Source organism: Ensifer sp. LBL, from assembly GCF_050435225.1.
Taxonomy (GTDB): domain Bacteria; phylum Pseudomonadota; class Alphaproteobacteria; order Rhizobiales; family Rhizobiaceae; genus Ensifer.
Genome location: NZ_JBNDJY010000004.1, coordinates 442,426 through 461,488 on the forward strand (window position 1 = coordinate 442,426; position 19,063 = coordinate 461,488).

The window sequence follows — 19,063 nt, forward strand, 5'->3', positions numbered from 1 at the left end:
GTGTTGATTCAAGTCGGAATTTTCAGAGTCGTTTCAGGGGTTTGGCGGCCGACGATCAGAAGCTGATTCCGCCGGCGAACTGGTCTCGGCGGTCATCATCATCATCATCATCGAAATCATCAGCTCGCCGATCTCGGCGGCAAACGCGCCGCGTGGCCAGACGAGGGTGAGCGACTGCCGATAGGCCGGGCCGAGCCGGATCATGGCCGGCGGGCGATGCACGCGGGCGAGCGAGGATTGCGGCAGCACCGAGAGATAGCCGTGCTGGCGAACGAGGTTGATGATCACGGGGATGGAATCGACCTCGACGAGGGTGATGCGCCGCCGCTCGGCTTCATCGAGCGTGTCGTCGAGGAAGCGGGCCGCCTCGCGGCGAAGGCCGCTCCTGACGCTCGGTACCGCGATCGGGCAGGCGGCGAGCAACCGTGGCAAGTTGCCGCCCAGGTCCGAAAGCGCGGAGGCAGGGCCGGCGAGAACCAGCGGCGTCTGCGACACCAGCCGGCCGTCGCAATCGGCGGGGATCTCGGCGACATCGAGCAGGGCCGCATCGAAGCGGCGGCTGCGCAGGCCGACAAGCAGTTCGTCGGCCGTGGTGCTGGAAATGAACAGCGGCTGACGCGGGCGGGCGCGGTGCCAGTTCGCCGTCAATGCGGCCAGCATGCGGGCGATCTCGCTTTCCGGACCAAGCGGCATGACGGCGCCGAGCCGCCAGGTGGCGACATCGCGGCGAAAGCGGTCGGCGGAGGCATGGGTCAGCCGCGCCCAGATATCGAGCAGGGTTTCGACGAGCGGGATGATCCGCTCGGCGGTCGCGGTCGAAAGGATGCCGCCATGGGAGCGCTCGAACAGCCGGATGCCGAGATGGCGTTCGAGGTCCGCCATCTGTCGCGTCAGCTGCGGCTGGCCGAGGCCGAGCGCCTTTGCCGTGGCGCGGATGCTGCCGGAACGGGCGACCCGGACGAAACGATCGAGCGCGACGAGCCCGATCGGCGGCACGGGGTCGGTTGCCGCCTTGCCGGCCAGCGCCAGGATGCCGGCAATGCCTGTGGTCGCCTGCCTGACATCGGCTGCACGGCTGCGCGCCTCCAACGTCAGGACCAGTGTGGTTTCCTCGCGCCGGAAGAGCGGCATCGAGACCGCCTGTTCGAAGCGTTTGACGGCGGCGCTGACGCTCGAAGGTGCGCGACCTGCAAGCGTGGCTGCGCGGCGAATGCCCCCTTCGCGCAGCACCGCATCGACCAGCACTATCGTCGCCAGATCCATGGCCAAATCCCCGGAAGCCACGAACGCCGAACGGCTGTTCTCAATTCGGCATCACCCGTTCCAGATTTGGGATATAGCATGGACGTGCAATAAGCGCATAGCATGCATCATGCGAACCGGCATTTTCGAGCGTCGGTTGCGAGACATCAGAGCATCCGCGCACCCCATCGAAAGCATAGGCGGCCATGCGCGGGAGGATCCGTATCGGCATGCTGCACCAGGTCAAGACCATCGTTCTCTGCGGAAAACCGCTGGATTTCGCGACGCTCGAGGATATCGGGGCGGGGCGGGTGCGGCTGGTGGCGGATGGCGGCGGCATGGAGCGGGTGGCGGCCGCCCACAAGGTGATCGCCGACCGCATCGCGATGGGACTGCCGGTCTACGGCTCCAACACCGGCGTCGGCTCGATGAAGGATCGGCTGTGGACGGCCGACGATCTTGCCGAGTTCAACAACTCGCTGGTGCGCGCCCATCACTTCGGTACCGGCGAGTTCTTTGCGCCGGCGATCGTGCGCATGGCGATCGCCATCCGCGTCAACACCGCCATGCGAGGCCATACCGGCTGCAGCCCGGACCTGATCCGGGCGTTTCTGGCCCTCAGCGAACACGATATTATTCCGGCGGTGCGTCGCCACGGATCGATGGGCTGCGCCGATATCGGCCTGATGGGCCAGATCGCCTCGGTGCTGACGGGCGTCGGCGAGGCCTATTACCAGGGGCGGCTCGTCTCGGCCGAGACGGCGCTTGCCGAAGCGAGCCTGGAGCCCTTCGTGATGCAGCCGCGTGATGCGCTGGCAGCCCTCAGCGTCAATGCCATCGCCTTTTCGGCTGCCGCCAATGTGCTGCGCGAAGCGGCTTCGGCCATCCGCGTGCTGCTCGTCACCGGGGTCATGTCGTCGCAAGCGCTCGGGGCGTCTGCCGATCCCTGGCGGGTGGCGGCGACACTCTCGACCCGCGGCGAGGCGGTGGTCGGCTCCTGGCTCTATGGCCAATCCGGCATCTCCGACTGGCCGGTGCCGACGGCGATCCACGATCCCTTGAGCCTGCGCATGACCGCCCAGGTGTTCGGCGCGGTGGTCGATACGCTGCTGGTTGCGGCCGGCCGGCTGGTGGAGCAGACCTATCTCTCCGACGACAACCCTGTTGTCATCGGCGGGCAGGTCCATTCCTCCGGCGCTTCGCTGCCGCTGACGACGACGCTTTATATCGAGGCGGCGCAGATCGCCTTTTCGCATGCGGCGCGCAACGTCTTGAACCGCTGCATCCTTCTTGCGAACGGCGGCCGCCGCAATCTCTCCGTCAATCTGGTGGCGCCGGGCGAGGTCGCAACCGGGCTCGGGCCGCTGATGAAGCTGGCGGTCGAACTCTATATGCGCGTGCAGTCGCTCGCCGTGCCGCTCTCGGCGCAGTCGATCGTGGTGGCGGGTGGCCTTGAGGAGGAGGCGACCTTCCTGCCGCTGATCGTCGAGCGCATGGAAACGCAGGTGCGGGACCTGCGCCAACTGGCGGCGATCGAGGCGATGCTTTCGGCGCAGGCGATCGACCTCGTCGGCGACCAGCCGCAGGGGATCGTCAAGCGCGCCTACGACCAGACCCGCTCCGTCAGTGCGATCTATCTGAAGGACCGGCCGCTCTCGAAGGAGATCGAGGCGCTGCAGGCTGCCTTCACCTGCCATGATCTCCTGCGCTCCTTCGTCGCCTCCGCGCCGATGCCGGAGTTCGACGACTTCTTCGCGCTCGACAAATAATCCGATTGGGAGAGCAGCATGTCCGATTTCGATCTCGTTCTGAAAGGTACAGTTGTTCTCCCCGAAAGGATCGTCGAGGGCGGCCATGTGGCGGTTCGCGACGGCAAGGTGGTGCATGTCGGGCAGGGTACGGCACCGGCGGCGCGCGAGCGGCATGATCTCGGCAACGCGCTAATCCTGCCGGGCGCTGTCGATGCGCAAGTGCATTCGCTGTCGCAGAAGAACCAGGAAGATTTCATCTGGTCGACCCGTTCGGCAGCCGCCGGCGGCGTCACCACCATCGTCGACATGCCCTATGACGAGGGCAATCTCGTCTGCTCGGCCGAGGCCCTTCGCCGCAAGATCGACCATGCGGGTCTGCAGGCGCGCGTCGATTTCGCGCTCTATGGCACTATCGATCCGGAGGAGGGACCGGCGCGCATTCTCGAAATGGTGGAGGGCGGTGTCGCTGCCTTCAAGTTCTCGACCTTCGGGACCGATCCCAAACGCTTCCCCCGCATTCCGGCAGCTTTGCTCGAAGACTGCTTCCGCGCCATCGCGCCGACGGGGCTTGCTGCCGGCGTGCACAACGAGGACGACGAGGCGGTGCGCGCGGCGATCGACAAGGTCAAGGCAGCCGGTATCACCGACTACCGCGCCCACGGGCTGTCGCGCCCGCCGCTGACGGAGCTGCTTGCGACCAACCAGATCTACGAGACGGGGGCCGCCACCGGCTGCCCGGCGCATGTGGTGCACTGTTCGCTCGGGCGCGGTTATGAGATTGCCGCCGCCTACCGCGCCCAGGGCTACAGGGCGACGATCGAGTGCTGCATCCACTATCTGACGCTCGACGAGGAGAACGATGTTCGCCGTCTCGGCGCCAAGGCCAAGATCAACCCGCCGATCCGGCCGCGCGCCGAGGTGGAAAAGCTCTGGCGGCATGTGGCCGACGGCACGGTAACGATGGTCTCGACCGATCACGTCAGCTGGTCGGAGGATCGCAAGACCAATCCGGACATGCTGGCCAATGCGTCCGGCGTGCCGGGGCTCGAAGTCATGGTGCCGCTCTTCGTCAAGGGCGCGCTGGAACGCGGCATCCCGCTGACGCGGGCGGCGAAGCTGATGACGCTGAACCCGGCCCGGCATTTCCGCCTCGACCATCAGAAGGGCGCGCTCGAAGCGGGCAAGGATGCGGATATCATCGTCATGACGCCGGAGCCCTATGTCTATGATGCGGCGGCAAGCGGTCACAACGTTGTCGGCTGGTCGCCCTATAACGGCATCCGACTGCCCTGGCGGGTTTCTGCGACCTATCTGCGGGGCAGGCCTGCCTTCGATGGTCGCCAGGTGTTGGCCGAGCCGGGCGCGGGACAGTTTGTCCGGCCGCTCGCCACTTTGGCTCTGTAGAGCGGGATACGGAAAAGTGTGTGCGGCTTCCGCCCGCATCCGGCATCGAGATTTAGGAAATGTGATGAGCAAGACCGCCCACAAAGTTCCGGCCAATCTGCCCGTCAATGCCGGCCGCATTGCCGGCATCGTCAACGGTCTCGCCGGGATCACCGAACCGGACCGGCCCTATACCCGCCGCGCCTTCACGCCGCTGTTTCTCGAAGGCCGGGCCTTTCTCGACCGGCGCTTTCGCGCCGCCGGGCTTGAAACTCGGATCGACGCCGCAGGCAACCTGATCGGTCGGCGCAAGGGTAAAAAGTCGGCGCTCGGCACCATCCTGCTCGGCTCGCACTCGGACACGGTGCCCGATGGCGGCCGCTTCGACGGCATCGCCGGCGTCGCGGCGGCGCTCGAAGTGGCCCGCGCGCTTGCCGACAACGGCATTGAGCTCGACCACGATCTGGAGATCGTCGATTTCCTGGCGGAGGAAGTGTCGATCTTCGGGGTCTCCTGTGTCGGCAGCCGCGGCATGGCGGGCGTGCTGCCGGATGGGTGGCTCAGCCGCACGCAAGGTGATCTGAGCCTCAGGCAAGGCATCGTCGAGGTCGGCGGTGATCCGTCGCGGCTCGCGGGCTCGAAGCGCTCCGACATCAAGGCTTTCCTCGAACTGCACATTGAACAGGGGCCCATACTGGAGACTGGGCGGCTCGATGTCGGGGTGGTTACCGCCATTTCGGGCATCACCCGCATCGAGATCATCGTCGAGGGCCAGGCGGACCATGCCGGCACGACGCCGATGGGGCACCGGCGCGATGCGCTGGTCGCCGCCTCGCATCTGGTGCTGGAGATCGAGCGGCTGGCGACGGAATTTTCTCATGGCGACGGGCATTTCACCGCGACGGTCGGTGAATTCTCGATCGAGCCGAACGCGGCCAATGTGGTGCCGTCTCGCGTTCGGTTGCTGATCGATGCGCGTGCCGAGCTGCGGCCGCAGATGGAGCGGTTCCTGGCAACGCTCGGCTCCCTTTGCCAGGGTGTCGCCGAGGCATCGGGCGTGACCATCCCGCCCGCCAATGTGATCTCCGACAACCACCCGACGCCGGGCGATCCGCTGTTGCTTTCGACGCTGGAAGAAAGCTGCGACGCGATCGGCGCCAAGCATCGGCGCATGGCCTCCGGTGCCGGTCATGACACCGCCTGGATGGGGCGCATCACCCGGTCGGCGATGATCTTTATTCCCTGCCTCGGCGGACGTTCGCATGCGCCGGAGGAGTGGGCCGAAAACGACGATATTGCGCTTGGTGCCGCCGTTCTCTTCGATGCGGTGAAGAGGCTCGACAAGAAATTGCAGGAGAAGGTGTGAGATGGGCCGGATACTGAAGGAAAAGGACGTCGAGGCGGCGGTCAAGGGCGGTTCCGTCTATGCCGCCGGCGGCGGCGGCTGGGCTGATCATGGCCGCATGCTCGGCTATGCCGCGGTGTCGATCGGCAAGCCCGAGCTGGTGTCGATCGACGAACTCGATGCGCAGGACTGGGTGGCGACGGCGGCGGCGATCGGCGCGCCGGCCTCGACCACGCCCTGGGAGATGCGCGGCGTCGACTACGTCAAGGCCGTGCAGCTTCTGCAGGAAGCGCTTGGCGAAAAGCTCTCCGGCCTGATCATCGGCCAGAACGGCAAGTCCTCGACGCTCAACGGCTGGCTGCCCTCGGCGATCCTCGGCACCAAGGTGGTGGACGCAGTCGGTGATATCAGGGCGCATCCGACCGGCGACATGGGCTCGATCGGCCTTGCCGGTTCGCCCGAGCCGATGATCCAGACAGCGGTCGGGGGAAACCGCGAGGAGAACCGCTACATCGAGCTGGTGGTGCGCGGCGCCACGGCCAAGGTCTCGCCGGTTTTGCGTACCGCCTCCGACATGTCCGGTGGCTTCATTGCGTCCTGCCGCAATCCGGTCAGGGCATCCTATGTGAAAGCCAATGCGGCGCTGGGCGGTATTTCACTGGCGCTGGCGCTCGGCGAGGCGATCATTTCGGCGGAAGCGAAGGGCGGCAGCGCGGTGATCGATGCCATCGTCAAGACGACCAACGGCGCGATCCTCGCCGAGGGCACGATCACCGACAAATCCGTCGTCTATACCAAGGAAGCCTTCGATATCGGCACGGTGACGCTGGGGAAGGGCGCTGACTCAACGGTATTGCACGTGATGAACGAGTATATGGCGGTTGACTCTGCGGAAGGCACGCGGCTTGCGACCTTCCCCGACGTCATCACCACGCTGTCGCCGGAGGGCGAGCCTTTGAGCGTCGGCCAGCTGCAAGTGGGCATGAGGATCTTTGTGCTGCATGTGCCGAAGACGGTGATCCCGCTGTCCTCCAGCGTGCTCGACCCGACGGTCTATCCATCGGTCGAAAAGGCGATGGGCATCGAGCTTGCCCGCTACGCGCTTGCAGGCAACTGAGGGGCAACGTCATGGCGCGCGATGCCGGACTGGAAGAGTTGACCCGCGAAGAGCTCGGCGACCGTGCCGGGCTCTCGGAAAAGGCGATGTTCGGTGGCTGGGCCTATCTGCTTCACGGAAACCTGCTGCTCGGCGCGCGCGAGGGTTCGCTGCTCGTCCGGCTCGGCAAGGGCAATGACGGCTGGGCGCTCGCGCTGCCTGATATCGAGCTGATGGCGATGAACGGGCGGTCGATGCATGGCTGGGTGCGCGCCGGGGCGGATGCCTATGGTGACGATGCGCTGCGTCGGCGGTTGCTGGATGGGGCGCTAGCGTTCGTCGAGACGTTGCCGCCGAAGTGAGAGTTGGTGGGTGGAATTGCCCCTCACCCTAGCCCTCTCCCCGCTTGCGGGGAGAGGGGATGTGGCCACCAGCCTCCACGATGGGTTTGGCGAGCATTGAGCCAATTGCGTTTGCCGCAAGGTTACGCGCTTCGCCAAGTGTTCGGATGTGACCCAGGCGGCAATCACAACGGTGTTCCCTCTCCCCGCGCGCGGGGAGAGGGCTAGGGTGAGGGGCAATCGCCACGCGCCATAAGCGAATGAGCGGGGCATTTGCTCCTTCCGCCGACACAACAAAGAGGAACGACACCATGCCCAAGGCCAATCCCCGTCATCCTGGTTTTCCCATTCCCGGCGGGCCGGAACTGCGCGCCAAAGGCTGGCGGCAGGAAGCGCTGTTGCGGCTCTTGGAAAACGTGCTTTCGGTCGGCGAGGATCCGGACAATCTCGTCGTCTATGCAGCACTCGGCAAGGCGGCGCGCAACTGGCCGGCGCATCGCGCCATCGTCAAGGCGCTCACCGAAATGGACGAGGACCAGACGCTCGTCATCCAGTCGGGCAAGCCTGTGGGCCTGCTCAAGACTCACGCCAAGGCGCCGCTGGTCATCATGGCCAATTGCAACATCGTCGGCCAATGGGCGAAGGCCGAGGTGTTCTATGATTTGCAGCGAAAAGGGCTGATCTGCTGGGGCGGCCTGACCGCCGGCGCCTGGCAATATATCGGCAGCCAGGGCGTGATCCAGGGTACCTACGAGATCTTCATGCGTATCGCCGAGCGCCGCTTCGGCGGCGATCTCTCCGGCCGCTTCGTGCTGACCGCCGGCCTCGGGGGCATGGGCGGCGCGCAGCCGCTTGCCGGTCGCATGGCGGGCGCTGCCATCCTCTGCGTCGACATCGATGCCGAACGGGCAAAGAAGCGGCGCGAGATCGGCTATCTGCAGGAGATTGCGCCCGATCTCGATGCAGCACTTGCGATGATCGATGCGGCCGTGAAGGATAAACGGGCGCTTTCCGTCGGCCTCGTTGGCAATGCTGCGGAGATCTATCCGGAGATAGCCCGGCGCGGCATCGTGCCTGACGTCGTGACCGACCAGACCTCGGCGCATGACCTTGTCTACGGCTACGTGCCGAAGGGCATGAGCCTCGACCAGGTGAAGTCGCTGCGCGACGACGGACAGGGGCAATTGATGGCGGCGAGCCGCGCCTCGATCGTCGAGCACGTCAAGGCGATGCTCGACTTTCAGCAGAAGGGTGCCGAAGTCTTCGACAACGGCAACCTGATCCGCACCCAGGCGCGCGAGGGCGGCGTTGCCAATGCCTTCGACATCCCGATCTTCACCGAGGCCTATCTGCGTCCGCTCTTTGCCCGCGCCATCGGCCCCTTCCGCTGGATGGCGCTTTCCGGCGAGGAGAGCGACATCGCCCGGATCGACGATCTGCTGCTCGACATGTTTCCGCACAACCGCATCGTCACCAACTGGATCAGGCTGGCGCGCCAGCATATTCCCTTCGAGGGCCTGCCGGCCCGCATCGCCTGGCTCGGCCACGGCGAACGCACGGCGCTCGCGCGGCGCGTCAACGAACTGGTGGCGTCCGGCGAACTCAAAGGCCCGATCGCGTTCTCCCGCGACCATCTCGATGCCGGCGCCATGGCGCATCCGAACATCATGACCGAGCGGATGAAGGACGGGTCGGACGCGATTGCCGACTGGCCTCTGCTCGACGCGATGCTGCTCTGCTCCTCGATGGCCGACCTTGTCGTCGTGCATTCCGGCGGCGGCGGCTATGCCGGCTACATGACCAGCTGCGGCGTGACGGTTGTTGCCGACGGCACGGTCGGGGCCGACGAGCGCCTCGACTATGCGCTCACCAACGACACCTCGCTTGGCGTCATCCGCTATGCCGATGCCGGCTACGACGAGAGCTTTGAGGAGATCGCCGCCAAGGGCATCGGGCATGTGAAGGTGTAAGGACCTGTGGATTTGCCCTAAGCAGTCTCACACCTGTCACGGCACTCGGGAATCCATTTCAGGATAAAGAACAACGCTCTCCTGCGCGGTTGGCTCGTTGCGCGCCCCGACAAATACCGCTGGTTGGGCAGCTCGATTGACGGCCACGTGCAACACGTTGGCGGGGATGTACAGATAGTCTCCTGGGTGCATCACATCCCGGTGCTGGAGTTGATCGCCACTCCATAGTTCCAGCTCTTCACCGCTCAACATGTAGAAGGCAGTTTCGTGGCGCTCATGCACATGCGCCTTGGTGCGCTTTCCAGGCGGGATCGTAGCGATACCGAGCCACAGTGCGGTAGAGCCAACTGACTCTGCACTAATGCCGGGCAGGTAATCGGGCCCCTGTTCAGCTTGGTAACCGGCGTCCCCTTTGGATACGAGGGCCTTGCCCCGCGAGAAGCCTGGACGCGCGTCGGTCCGTTCTTCTGAAATCGTCATGTTTCGGTCTCCTCTGTGGTAGTCTGGTCGACCTACGCAAAGGATCGCAAGAAGACCGGCTGGAGTCCTGAATGGGAGGGCGAAAAGTTCCGAATTCTTCCGAAGACGTCGTGGCCGATAGCGTCGAGCCGCAACTGTTCGCGTTCGGGACATTCATCCTCGACATGCAGCGCGGCGCACTGACGTGTAAAGGGCGGCGTGTCGCGATTGGCCATAAGGGCTTGTTGCTGTTGCACGCGCTGGTGCGAGCGTCGATGCAGGTCGTGAGCAAGTCCGCGCTGATGGAAGCAGCCTGGCCCGCGGCTGTCGTCGAGGAGAGCAATCTCTCGGTTCAGATCGCTGCCTTGCGCAAGATGCTGGGCCCTCAACCGGAGGGTAACGAATGGATCGCCACCGTGCCGCGTGCGGGGTATCGTTTTGCCGCCCGGGTGAATAGCCTGCATCCGGTTGCCGCTGATGCGTCGCCGGCACTGCCAGGTTCGCCCGCGAACCCGGGCAGACCATCGATCGTGGTTCTACCGTTTGCAAATCTGAGCAGTGACAAGCAACAGTCGTATCTGGTCGATGGCATCACCGAAGATGTGATCACCGCGCTCACGAGATTTCGGTGGTTTCGAGTCATCGGGCGCAATTCAAGTTTCGTCTACAAGCACAAGTCGGTGAGTGCCAAGCAGGTGGGCCGAGACCTGGATGTCGATTACGTGCTCGAAGGAAGCGTGCGCCGCTCCGGCGGCCGTCTTCGGGTCTCCACGCAACTGGTCGAGACCACCTCGGCCAGCCAGGTATGGGCCGAACGGTACGACCTGAAAATGGAAGAGGCATTCGCAGTTCAAGACGCCATCGCAGAGAGAGTTGCAGGCGCGATTGAACCAGAACTGCTGAAGACGGCGTCACTCCCTGCGGCGTCGCGGCACACGGGAAATTTGACGGCATGGGAGATCGTGCGGCAGGGGACCTGGTATTTTCACCAGGTTGGCCAGCAGACCCACTTAATGGCGCGAGAGCTATTCAGGGAGGCGCGTCGGCTTGATCCCGAGCTTGCCGAAGCGCATCTCTGGCTTGGTCGCGTGAGCGCAGGCATCGTCGCCTATGGATGGAGCGAGTATCCTTCCAAGGACATCAGGGAGGGTTTGGACGCTGCCCTGGCGGCCGTTCGGCTCGACGAAAAGAACCCGTACACACACTATGCGCTGGCAATCTGCAGCGCGTATGCGCATGCGCCCGACCAGGCGGTCCTTGCCGCCGAAAGGGCGATCGAGATCAGCCCGAGTTTCGCCCTTGGCCATCTTGTCCTGGGAATGGCGGAGCTGTTCAGGGGGAACGCGTCCGGTGCCATAGCGTCGCTTGAACACGGTCTCATGTTGAACGCCAATGACCCGCAGAACTTCGTCTGGCTGAATTTTCTGGCGCTCGCCCACCTGTTTGCAGGCGATGGAACAAACGCGCTCGCTGCTGCCGTGAAGGCCCAAAAGGTGCGCCCCGGATGGCGGCCGGTCCAAGAAACGCTGGCCTGCTGTTATGCGGCTGCCGGGCGTCTTGCAGAGGCTCGATCATCGCGCGCGTTGATGAGCGAATTGGAGAACGTGTCAGGCGACGCTCTAGAGCCGCTAAGACAGCGCAATCCGCATTGGCAGAAACGATTGGCGGAATTGTTGCAACAAATCCCGAGCAACTTGCTTCAGACGCCTCAACCTTCCTGACTTCCTTGCTGCTTTGCCATTCTCAAAAATCAAGCCCGCTCACGCAGGCGATCTGGCGACCGTACCTTCCACCAATGCTGCTGATGGCGCTCGAGCGGTGAGCCGGTGTCTTGGTGTCGCGCCTGCCGCACGTTACAATGCACGCCTCACTGCCCGGAGGCGATCATGACATCGAGCTTCAATGTGCAGAGTGCTGCCGGCTACGAACAGTTGATGGGTCGGTGGAGCCGGCAGCTTGCGCCGCCATTCATCGACTTTGCGGGTGTTGCCGACGGTGAGCGGGTGCTGGACGTCGGCTGCGGCACGGGCAGCCTCACCTTTGCGCTGCCGCATGCAGCCGATATCAGCGAGATTACCGCGATCGACTTCTCGCCCGTCTTCGTCGAGGCGACGATCAAGGCGAACAGCGATCCGCGGATCGAAGTCCAGCAGGCCGATGCCTGCGCGCTGCCCTTTGCCGATGCATCCTTCGACCGGGCGATGGCGCTGCTGGTGCTGCACTTCGTGCCGGAATCGGGAAAGGCGGTCGCCGAGATGCGCCGTGTCGTGCGGCCGGGTGGCGTTGTTGCCGCCGCTGTCTGGGATCACTTCGGCGGCATGCCGGGCATGCGCATGGTGCTCGATGTGGCGGCGATGCTTGACGCCAATGCCGAGCAGGTGCGCAGTCGCTATTGTTTTCAGCCGATGATGCGGCCGGGTGAGATGATGCAGAGTTTTGCCGCACATGGGCTTGCAAACGTCGAGCAGACGTCGCTGACGATCCGCATGGACTATCTGTCTTTCGATGATTTCTGGCAGCCGATCTCAGCCGGCGAGGGACCCTTGGGCAAATATGTGGGCTCGTTGGACGCGGGATTGCGGGCGAAGCTCGATGCGGCGGTCAAGGCCGCCTACCAGGCGGGTCAGCCCGATGGGCCGCGGTCTTTTGCGGCGGTCGCCTGGGCGTGCCGGGGCGTGGTTCCGGGGGCGTGATGGAGCAGCGGTTCGTCACTTCTGCCTGGCCGGCTTATCGGAGCTATCGACGAGCAGCGGGACGGCGGCCACTCTGCTCTGCAAGGACAGCAAAGTGCGCGCGGCACCGCAGAATCCGTTGAGGTCGCGCTTTGCATTTTCCTGGGCCTTGTCCATTGAGTCGCCGAAGGCGCGATGAAACTCAGGCGCCACGCCAGTCGCGCGCACGTATCCGTTTGCAAACTGTTCATTGGCAGCCAAACCTGGGCAGGCGGCAGCAGCGACCGCAGCGGTTCCCAGATATGACAAGAACTGGTCCTCAGGAAGTTTCCGGCGCGGGTAATCTATGTCCTGAGCAAGAATACCACTGGCGCTGCCGGCAGCGATCACAAGCGAGAGGCACAGTGTCTTCATGTCGGGTCCTTGTCATCGCGATAGCGCCGCGTCCACCGCCTTCGGCCCAACCTGATAGTGCCGATCTCGCCGTCAATCAATCGCAAGTATGCCCAGTCCGCCCTTCATAATGTCCTCAGCGCCCGGCAGTCACACCACCGTCTCGCCGCCATCCACCACCAGGATCTGGCCGGTCATGTAGGAGGAGCGGTCGGAGACGAGGAAGAGGATCGACTCGGCGATCTCGTCGACGCTCGCCCAGCGGCCGAGCGGTACCTTCTCGCGGATATAGGATTCGATTGCGCCGCGGCCGCCCATTTGCGCGATGAACGGCTCGTTGAAGGGGGTGTCCACCCAGCCGGGGCAGAGGGCGTTGACGCGGATGCCGTGGCGGGCGTAGTCGCCGGCCATCTGCTTGGTCATGGCGATGACGGCGTGTTTCGTCGTCGTATAGGCGATCATCTCGCGGTCGTAGAGCACGCCCGAAGATGAGGAGGTGTTGACGATGACGCCGCGGCCGGCGGCCCGCATCGACGGCATGACGAGGCGTGCGGCCATGAAATGGGCGCGGACATTGAGGTTCCACGAGCGATCGAAACCCGCGACCTCGACCTCTTCGAGATCACCCGCAACCTGGGCGCCGGCATGATTGTGCAGGATGTCGATGCGGCCGTGGCGATAGAGGATATCGGCAATGCCATCGGAAAGCGCCGTGTCGTCCGTCACGTCGATCGCCAGCGCCTCGGCGCTGCCGCCCTTGGCGGCGATCGCCTCGACGGCGGTCGCGGCTGCCGCAAGGCTGCGGTCGACGACGACGACATGGGCGCCTTCGCGCGCCATGATGGCCGCACCCGCCTGACCGATCCCGGAGCCCGCTCCGGTCACGATCGCGACCCGCTCTTTCAGGATCATGGTTTCACTCCCCGGATTTCGTTTTCTTTTCCCGCATCAGGATGCGGGCGGTCAGGATCAGAAGCAGCGAGGCGACGAGCACCAGCGTCGCGATCGCGTTGATCTCGGGCGTCACGCCGCGGCGGATCGAGGCGAAGACGTAGATCGGCAACGTGGTCTTCGAGCCCGCGACGAAGAAGGCGATGATGAAATCGTCGAAGGAGAAGGTGAAGGCCAAGAGGAAGCCCGCAAGGATCGACGGCAGGATCTGCGGCAGCACGATCAGCCGGAATGTGGTGAGCGGCGTTGCGTAAAGATCGCTCGATGCCTCGACGATATCGCGGCCGAGGCTGGCGATGCGGGCCTTCACGATCATCGTCACCAGCGCCATCGAGAACAGCCCGTGGGCGGCGATGATCGAGCCGTAACCGAGGCCGAGCTGCGGCGGCTGTTCGCCCGGCCAGATGGTGGCGAGCGCCGGGTTGACGAAGGAGAAGACGGCGACGAGCGCCACCAGCGTCGCAATGCCGATGACGACCCCGGGCACGACGATGGCGGCCGCAAAGAGCGCATCGAAGATCGCGCGGTTGCGCGGCGCCAGCCGCTCCATGCCAAGGGCTGCCATGGTGCCGAAGATCGCGGCGAGCGTGGCGCTGGTAAAGGCGATCAGCAGGCTGTTCTGCAGGGCCGAGACCAGGAAGGTGTTGCCAAGCGCCTTGCCGTACCAGGCGGTCGAAAAGCCGGTGAACTCGCTGGCGTTGCGCCCGGCGTTGAAGGAGAAGAGCACGACGAGCGCGATCGGGGCGTAGAGGAAGAGGTAAACGGAGGAGATGAAAGCGCGCATCAGACGAGATCCACCTGTCTTGTGCCGGCGACGCGGAAAGCGATGCGCATCGCCACCATCAGGATCACCACGACGACGGCAACCAGCGTGACGGCGATCGCCGAGCCGAAGGGCCAGTTTCGCGATTGCAGGAAGAGATCGACCAGCGCATTGCCGATGAAGAAGACCTTGCCGCCGCCCAAGAGCTGCGGGATCAGGTATTCGCCAAGCAGCAGGATGGTCACCAGTGCGACGCCGGTCATGACGCCCGGCAGCGACAAGGGCAGGGTGACGCCGAAGAAGGTCGAGACCGGCCTCCCGCCGAGGTCGGCGGAGGCTTCGAGCAGGCGGCGATCGAGTTTTTCGAGGCTCACATAGATCGGCATGATCATCAGCGGCAGGTAGCCGTAGACGATGCCGAGGAGCACGGCACCCGGCGTGTTCAGCATCCTCACGTCCTCGATGCCGATCATCGAAAGCAGGTTCGGGATGCCGCGCGAGCCGAGGATGTACATCCAGGCATAGGTGCGAACGAGCAGGCTGGTCCAGAAGGGCACGACGACGAGCGACACGAGGATCAGCCGGTAGCGCGGGTTTGCCTTGACCGCGAGGTAGTAGGCGACCGGATAGGCGATCAGCAGGCAGGCAAGCGCGCCGATCGGCGCCAGGATCAGCGTGTTCCAGAAGGCCGCCGCTCGCGTCGGCAGATTGGCAAATTGTGCAAAGGTGAAGGCCGCCTGATAGCCGCCTTCCGGTGCGCGCTCGCCAAAGGCGAAGACCAGCATGGCGATGAAGGGCAGCACGAGGAAGATCATCAACCAGGCCGCGGCCGGCGCCACCAGCGCCGCCGTCACCAGGTTTCTCTTCGTGTTCGTCGCCGCGGTCATGAAATGGTATCCGTTTGGTTTCAGTCGTTTTTTCGGGCTGCTGGGTGCGCGGCGAGGGAAGCCCCTCATCCGCCTGCCGGCACCTTCTCCCCGCAGGCGGGGCGAAGGGGAGCTGTGGCGCCCGCTCGATCCCTCTCTCCCGACAGAAGCGAGGAAGCAGGGAGCTCGCCGCTTGTCCCTTCTCCCCGTCCAAACGGGGAGAAGGTGCCGGCAGGCGGATGAGGGGCACTTTTTCTTCGCCTAGATGAGAGGCGTCCCACCAAAGGGCGCGTCTCTCAGCATTGTGCAGTCACGTTCCCATCAAGCCGACTTGAAGCGCGCCATCAGTTCGGCGCGGCCGGGGTCGGTGAGGGTCACGGCGGCGCCGAATTCGAGCGGCGTTAGCGATGCCTCGTCCGGATAGACGATCTTGTTGGAGGTGACGTCGACGGGCAGCAGCTTCAGGACGCGGCTGTCTGTGGTCGGCGCACCGTTGGCGATGTGCTCCTTCATGGCGTTTTCCGGCGCCATCAGGTAGTTGAGCAGGGCATAGCCGGCCGCCTTGTTGGCCGCACTCTTCGGGATTGCGTAGAAATCCGACCAGATCTCGCCGCCGTCCTTGCCGAGCGTGAACAGGATTTCCGGCATGTCGCGGTTGAGCTGTGCGCCGTCATTGGTCCAGCACATGGTCATCCAGGCATCGGTCGCGCGCATGGACGGCTGGTAGTCGCTGTTGATGGCGTAGAGATGCGGCTTGACCTTGATCAGCAGTTCCTCGGCCTTGGCGAGTTCTTCCGGCTTGATCGAGTTGAAGGAGTAGCCGAGCGACACCAGCGCGTTGCCGATGGTGGTGAGCTGGTAGTCGTGCACCATGGCGCGGCCGTCGCCGTCGGTCATGGCGATCTCGAAGAATTCCTTCCAGCTGGTGACCGGCTTCTTGATCTTCGCCGAATTGACCGCAATGCCGGTCGTGCCCCAGTTCTTCGGCACGGCATAGGTCTTGCCGTCGACAGTGCCTTCGTTGGTGAAACGGGCGGTCTCGGTCGCGGCGTCGTAGTTCGGAAGCTTTGACATATCGAGCTCGTCGATGAGGCCGAGCTTCACATAGGTCGAGATCGTGTAGTTGGTCGGAACGAAGAGGTCCCAGCCGGTGCCGCCGGCCTGGAGCTTGGCGAGCATCTCTTCGTTGGAGCCGAAGACGTTGACCTCGACGGCAACGCCGGTCGCCGCCTGGAAGGCCTCGAAGGTCGCCGGGTCATGGTAGTTCGGCCAGGTGGCGATCGACATCTGCGTGCCGAGATCGCCGGCAAAGGCGGTGGAATTGAAGAGGCCCGGCTGGCGGGCGAGCACGGCGGTTGCAAGACCGAGGCCGGTGACGCCGAGGAAATGGCGGCGGGTGACCGAGCCGCGCTTCAGGCGCATCAATTCGTCCGCGAGCTGGTCGGCGGTGATGGGGGCATTTTCTCTGTACCATTTGCTCATGACGCTGTTCCCTTTATCGTTTGACGTTCATGCGTAGGCGGCAGAACCGGCTTTAGAAGCCGGGCGATGTCAGGCCGGAAAGACGTGAAGCGCGTTCGGATCGAAGGCGAGGCCGACCTTTTCGCCGGGTTCGACGAGTTCGCTGTCGCCGAGCGTGCGGCGGTCGGCGGTGACCAGGAAATCGCCGAGCCCATCGACCGCGACGGAATATTCGACCGCTGAGCCCAGGAAGATCCGGTGCGTGACCGTGCCGGCCAGTGCAGACGTGCTGACGGCACCGTTGCGCGTCAGGCGGATCGCCTCGGGCCGCAGCGCCACCGTTGCCGCGCCCTTGGTGCCGTTGACCGCAGGGGCGGAAAACCGGGCGCCGTTGGCAAGGACGAGCGAAGATGCGCCGTCGACGGTCGCATCGATGCGGTTGGTCTTGCCGACGAAATCGGCGACGAAGAGGCTTGCGGGTCGGTCGTAGATTTCCTGCGGCGGGCCGACCTGGACGATGCGGCCGGCATTCATGACGCAGACGAAATCGCTCATCGACAGCGCTTCTTCCTGGTCGTGGGTGACGAGCACGAAGGTAATGCCGAGTTCGCGCTGCAGCGTCTGCAACTCGATCTGCATGGCGGTGCGCAGCTTCTTGTCGAGGGCTGCCAGCGGTTCGTCGAGCAGAAGCACCTTCGGCTTGTTGACGATGGCGCGGGCGAGCGCGACGCGCTGCTGCTGGCCGCCGGACATTTCGTGGATGCGGCGTTTGCCGAAGCCGCCGAGCCGCACCATTTCCAGCGCCTCCTGGGCGCGGCGGGCGATCTCGGCGCTGGCGATGCGCGGGCGCATCTGCCTCAGGCCGTAGGAGACGTTGGCTTCGACGTCGAGATGGGGGAATAGCGCATAGTGCTGGAACACCATGTTGACCGGGCGGCGGTAGGCGGCAACGCCGTTCATCGGCTCGCCGCTGATGAAGACGGTGCCTTCGCTCGGCTGCTCGAAGCCGCCGATCATGCGCAGGCAGGTGGTCTTGCCGCAGCCCGACGGCCCGAGAAGCGCCATGAAGGCGCCGCGCGGCACCTCGAGATTGATGTCGGAAACGGCCGTCACGGCGCCATAACGTTTGGCGACCGAACGGAACTCGATGTCGTTCGTCGAAGCGGATGTCACGTCTGTTCCCTGCGGTTGTTTTCGGATGTCGCCAGGATCTCGTATCCCGGCACTCCACCGTCATTGACACGCAGCCTAGTCACCACATGCCTTGCCGGTATATACCCCGAGAGAGGTATTTCAAGGCGGATTGCTCTGTGTGAGGAGTATACCCCAGAGCAGGAAACACCGGCCGGGAGGGCGGTTTGAGCGTCGATCTCGAAGGACTTTTTCAGGTCATGGCGCCGCTGGTGGCGGGTGCGGCAATGGACGACGAGACCGTCGGCTCCACCTATCGGCGGCTGATGTCAAAGCTGATGACCTTCGACTACGTTGTCGTCTTTGCCTATCGCGGCAAGGAACGGCCGATCGATCTCTACAGCACCTTTAACGCCAGGGATCACGTGCTCTTCGTCAGCCTCTACCAGGCGGGGCCGTATCTGCTCGACCCGTTCTACCACGCGGCGATCAAGAGTGAGCCCGGCGTCTGGCGGATGCGGGAGCTGGCGCCCGACCGGTTCTTCTCCTCGGAATACTACCGCACTTACTACGTGCAGACGGGGCTTGCCGAAGAGGTCGGTTTCTTCGTGCCCGTGGACGAGCAGATCACCGTCGTGCTTTCGCTGATGCGGCGCGAGGCAACGGGGACCTTCAGCACTGCTGAGTTTGCGCTTCTGAAAAAGGTGGAGCCGCTGGTCTCCGGCCTGGTGCGCCATCATTGGGCCGATCTCGGCCGCCGCTTCGATGCGGCGCTGGCGAAAACCGGGCGCAACAAACGCAAGGCGACACACCCGCCGGCCGACGGCGTCTGGCAACATCTCAATCTGACGGACCGCGAAGCCTCGATCATCGAGCTGGTGCTGCAGGGTCATTCGTCAGAATCGATCGGTCTGAGGCTCGGCATCTCCACCGGCACGGTGAAGGTTCATCGCCGCAACGTCTACCGCAAGCTCGGCATTTCCTCGCAGACGCAATTGCTGTCGCTCTATCTGAGAAACCTCGGCCAATAATCCGGCGACCCGTGCACCGCCGACGGTCGGTTGATCGTCTGTCGAGCGGCGCCTTTCCCAGTTTTCAGGAAACTCCCGATCTCCGTTGCCTGCCGAGGGCCGCTGCCATTGCGTGCAGCCGCCGCGACCGCTCAACCGTGTCTGCACAAACGTGATCGCTCATTTGTCAGGCGCTATTGACATTTTTTTCACGCCATGAAATTTCTTT

The 19,063-nt window shown here is 64.3% G+C and carries 17 protein-coding genes; 9 read left to right on the forward strand and 8 right to left on the reverse strand.

The annotated features are described in order from the left end of the window. Positions 1-33 precede the first annotated feature (33 nt). Positions 34-1,263 carry a LysR family transcriptional regulator gene (locus OKW20_RS18025; RefSeq protein WP_429173955.1) on the reverse strand — a complete coding sequence of 410 codons (1,230 nt, stop codon included), beginning with the start codon at positions 1,261-1,263 and terminating at the stop codon, positions 34-36. A 209-nt stretch (positions 1,264-1,472) separates the two neighbouring features. Between OKW20_RS18025 and OKW20_RS18030 the strand changes: the two genes are divergently transcribed. From OKW20_RS18030 to OKW20_RS18055, 6 genes are all read left to right on the forward strand, one after another. Further along, positions 1,473-3,011, forward strand: coding sequence for an aromatic amino acid lyase (locus tag OKW20_RS18030; RefSeq protein ID WP_402320618.1), 1,539 nt, complete (start codon positions 1,473-1,475; stop codon positions 3,009-3,011). Between the two features lie 18 nt (positions 3,012-3,029). Then, on the forward strand, positions 3,030-4,397 hold the full coding sequence (locus OKW20_RS18035; protein ID WP_429173956.1) for a dihydroorotase: 1,368 nt from the start codon (positions 3,030-3,032) through the stop codon (positions 4,395-4,397). A 64-nt stretch (positions 4,398-4,461) separates the two neighbouring features. Beyond that, positions 4,462-5,742 (forward strand): Zn-dependent hydrolase, encoded by a 1,281-nt coding sequence (locus tag OKW20_RS18040; RefSeq protein ID WP_429173958.1) that lies wholly within the window; start codon positions 4,462-4,464, stop codon positions 5,740-5,742. A 1-nt stretch (position 5,743) separates the two neighbouring features. Then, complete coding sequence (locus OKW20_RS18045) at positions 5,744-6,838, forward strand: DUF917 domain-containing protein (RefSeq protein ID WP_429173959.1); 1,095 nt, start codon at positions 5,744-5,746, stop codon at positions 6,836-6,838. A gap of 11 nt (positions 6,839-6,849) precedes the next feature. After that, positions 6,850-7,179, forward strand: coding sequence for a TfoX/Sxy family protein (locus OKW20_RS18050; protein WP_429173961.1), 330 nt, complete (start codon positions 6,850-6,852; stop codon positions 7,177-7,179). A 290-nt stretch (positions 7,180-7,469) separates the two neighbouring features. After that, positions 7,470-9,128, forward strand: a complete 1,659-nt coding sequence (locus tag OKW20_RS18055) for a urocanate hydratase (RefSeq protein ID WP_429173963.1) — start codon at positions 7,470-7,472, stop codon at positions 9,126-9,128. A 36-nt stretch (positions 9,129-9,164) separates the two neighbouring features. Here the strand turns inward: OKW20_RS18055 and OKW20_RS18060 are convergent, their stop codons facing one another. After that, the gene (locus tag OKW20_RS18060) at positions 9,165-9,608 is read right to left on the reverse strand and encodes a cupin domain-containing protein (RefSeq protein ID WP_275020014.1); all 444 of its coding nucleotides are present in this window, start codon (positions 9,606-9,608) and stop codon (positions 9,165-9,167) included. Positions 9,609-9,679: 71 nt separating this feature from the next. Between OKW20_RS18060 and OKW20_RS18065 the strand changes: the two genes are divergently transcribed. Both OKW20_RS18065 and OKW20_RS18070 read left to right on the forward strand, forming a co-directional pair. After that, positions 9,680-11,308, forward strand: coding sequence for a winged helix-turn-helix domain-containing tetratricopeptide repeat protein (locus OKW20_RS18065; RefSeq protein ID WP_429173965.1), 1,629 nt, complete (start codon positions 9,680-9,682; stop codon positions 11,306-11,308). Between the two features lie 165 nt (positions 11,309-11,473). Beyond that, a complete protein-coding gene (locus tag OKW20_RS18070; protein ID WP_429173966.1) occupies positions 11,474-12,280 on the forward strand; it encodes a class I SAM-dependent methyltransferase in 807 nt (268 codons plus the stop codon). A 15-nt stretch (positions 12,281-12,295) separates the two neighbouring features. Here OKW20_RS18070 and OKW20_RS18075 read toward each other — a convergent pair whose 3' ends face one another. The 6 genes from OKW20_RS18075 to OKW20_RS18100 form a co-directional block, all read right to left on the reverse strand. Beyond that, positions 12,296-12,673: a hypothetical protein gene (locus tag OKW20_RS18075; protein ID WP_429173968.1), complete on the reverse strand. Its 378-nt coding sequence runs from the start codon at positions 12,671-12,673 to the stop codon at positions 12,296-12,298. Positions 12,674-12,802: 129 nt separating this feature from the next. Next, on the reverse strand, positions 12,803-13,564 hold the full coding sequence (locus OKW20_RS18080) for an SDR family NAD(P)-dependent oxidoreductase (protein WP_429173970.1): 762 nt from the start codon (positions 13,562-13,564) through the stop codon (positions 12,803-12,805). A gap of 4 nt (positions 13,565-13,568) precedes the next feature. After that, positions 13,569-14,387: an ABC transporter permease gene (locus OKW20_RS18085; RefSeq protein WP_429113155.1), complete on the reverse strand. Its 819-nt coding sequence runs from the start codon at positions 14,385-14,387 to the stop codon at positions 13,569-13,571. Beyond that, complete coding sequence (locus OKW20_RS18090) at positions 14,387-15,253, reverse strand: ABC transporter permease (RefSeq protein WP_113540374.1); 867 nt, start codon at positions 15,251-15,253, stop codon at positions 14,387-14,389. Before OKW20_RS18090 ends, OKW20_RS18085 begins: the two co-directional genes overlap by 1 nt. Positions 15,254-15,553: 300 nt before the next feature. After that, positions 15,554-16,714: a polyamine ABC transporter substrate-binding protein gene (locus tag OKW20_RS18095; protein WP_429173972.1), complete on the reverse strand. Its 1,161-nt coding sequence runs from the start codon at positions 16,712-16,714 to the stop codon at positions 15,554-15,556. Between the two features lie 69 nt (positions 16,715-16,783). Further along, the gene (locus OKW20_RS18100; RefSeq protein ID WP_429173974.1) at positions 16,784-17,866 is read right to left on the reverse strand and encodes an ABC transporter ATP-binding protein; all 1,083 of its coding nucleotides are present in this window, start codon (positions 17,864-17,866) and stop codon (positions 16,784-16,786) included. A 245-nt stretch (positions 17,867-18,111) separates the two neighbouring features. On the opposite strand from OKW20_RS18100, the gene OKW20_RS18105 reads away from it, so the two are divergent. Further along, the gene (locus OKW20_RS18105) at positions 18,112-18,855 is read left to right on the forward strand and encodes a helix-turn-helix transcriptional regulator (protein ID WP_429174538.1); all 744 of its coding nucleotides are present in this window, start codon (positions 18,112-18,114) and stop codon (positions 18,853-18,855) included. Positions 18,856-19,063 lie beyond the last annotated feature (208 nt).

Excerpts from the sequence above, each read along its gene's own strand:
- OKW20_RS18070 (WP_429173966.1), top strand. The coding sequence starts at position 11,474 with ATGACATCGAGCTTCAATGTGCAGAGTGCTGCCGGCTACGAACAGTTG.
- OKW20_RS18025 (WP_429173955.1), bottom strand. The coding sequence starts at position 1,263 with ATGGATCTGGCGACGATAGTGCTGGTCGATGCGGTGCTGCGCGAAGGG.
- OKW20_RS18055 (WP_429173963.1), top strand. The coding sequence starts at position 7,470 with ATGCCCAAGGCCAATCCCCGTCATCCTGGTTTTCCCATTCCCGGCGGG.
- OKW20_RS18090 (WP_113540374.1), bottom strand. The coding sequence starts at position 15,253 with ATGACCGCGGCGACGAACACGAAGAGAAACCTGGTGACGGCGGCGCTG.
- OKW20_RS18060 (WP_275020014.1), bottom strand. The coding sequence starts at position 9,608 with ATGACGATTTCAGAAGAACGGACCGACGCGCGTCCAGGCTTCTCGCGG.
- OKW20_RS18105 (WP_429174538.1), top strand. The coding sequence starts at position 18,112 with ATGGACGACGAGACCGTCGGCTCCACCTATCGGCGGCTGATGTCAAAG.
- OKW20_RS18050 (WP_429173961.1), top strand. The coding sequence starts at position 6,850 with ATGGCGCGCGATGCCGGACTGGAAGAGTTGACCCGCGAAGAGCTCGGC.
- OKW20_RS18095 (WP_429173972.1), bottom strand. The coding sequence starts at position 16,714 with ATGAGCAAATGGTACAGAGAAAATGCCCCCATCACCGCCGACCAGCTC.
- OKW20_RS18030 (WP_402320618.1), top strand. The coding sequence starts at position 1,473 with ATGCTGCACCAGGTCAAGACCATCGTTCTCTGCGGAAAACCGCTGGAT.
- OKW20_RS18085 (WP_429113155.1), bottom strand. The coding sequence starts at position 14,387 with ATGCGCGCTTTCATCTCCTCCGTTTACCTCTTCCTCTACGCCCCGATC.
- OKW20_RS18035 (WP_429173956.1), top strand. The coding sequence starts at position 3,030 with ATGTCCGATTTCGATCTCGTTCTGAAAGGTACAGTTGTTCTCCCCGAA.
- OKW20_RS18075 (WP_429173968.1), bottom strand. The coding sequence starts at position 12,673 with ATGAAGACACTGTGCCTCTCGCTTGTGATCGCTGCCGGCAGCGCCAGT.
- OKW20_RS18080 (WP_429173970.1), bottom strand. The coding sequence starts at position 13,564 with ATGATCCTGAAAGAGCGGGTCGCGATCGTGACCGGAGCGGGCTCCGGG.
- OKW20_RS18040 (WP_429173958.1), top strand. The coding sequence starts at position 4,462 with ATGAGCAAGACCGCCCACAAAGTTCCGGCCAATCTGCCCGTCAATGCC.
- OKW20_RS18045 (WP_429173959.1), top strand. The coding sequence starts at position 5,744 with ATGGGCCGGATACTGAAGGAAAAGGACGTCGAGGCGGCGGTCAAGGGC.
- OKW20_RS18065 (WP_429173965.1), top strand. The coding sequence starts at position 9,680 with ATGGGAGGGCGAAAAGTTCCGAATTCTTCCGAAGACGTCGTGGCCGAT.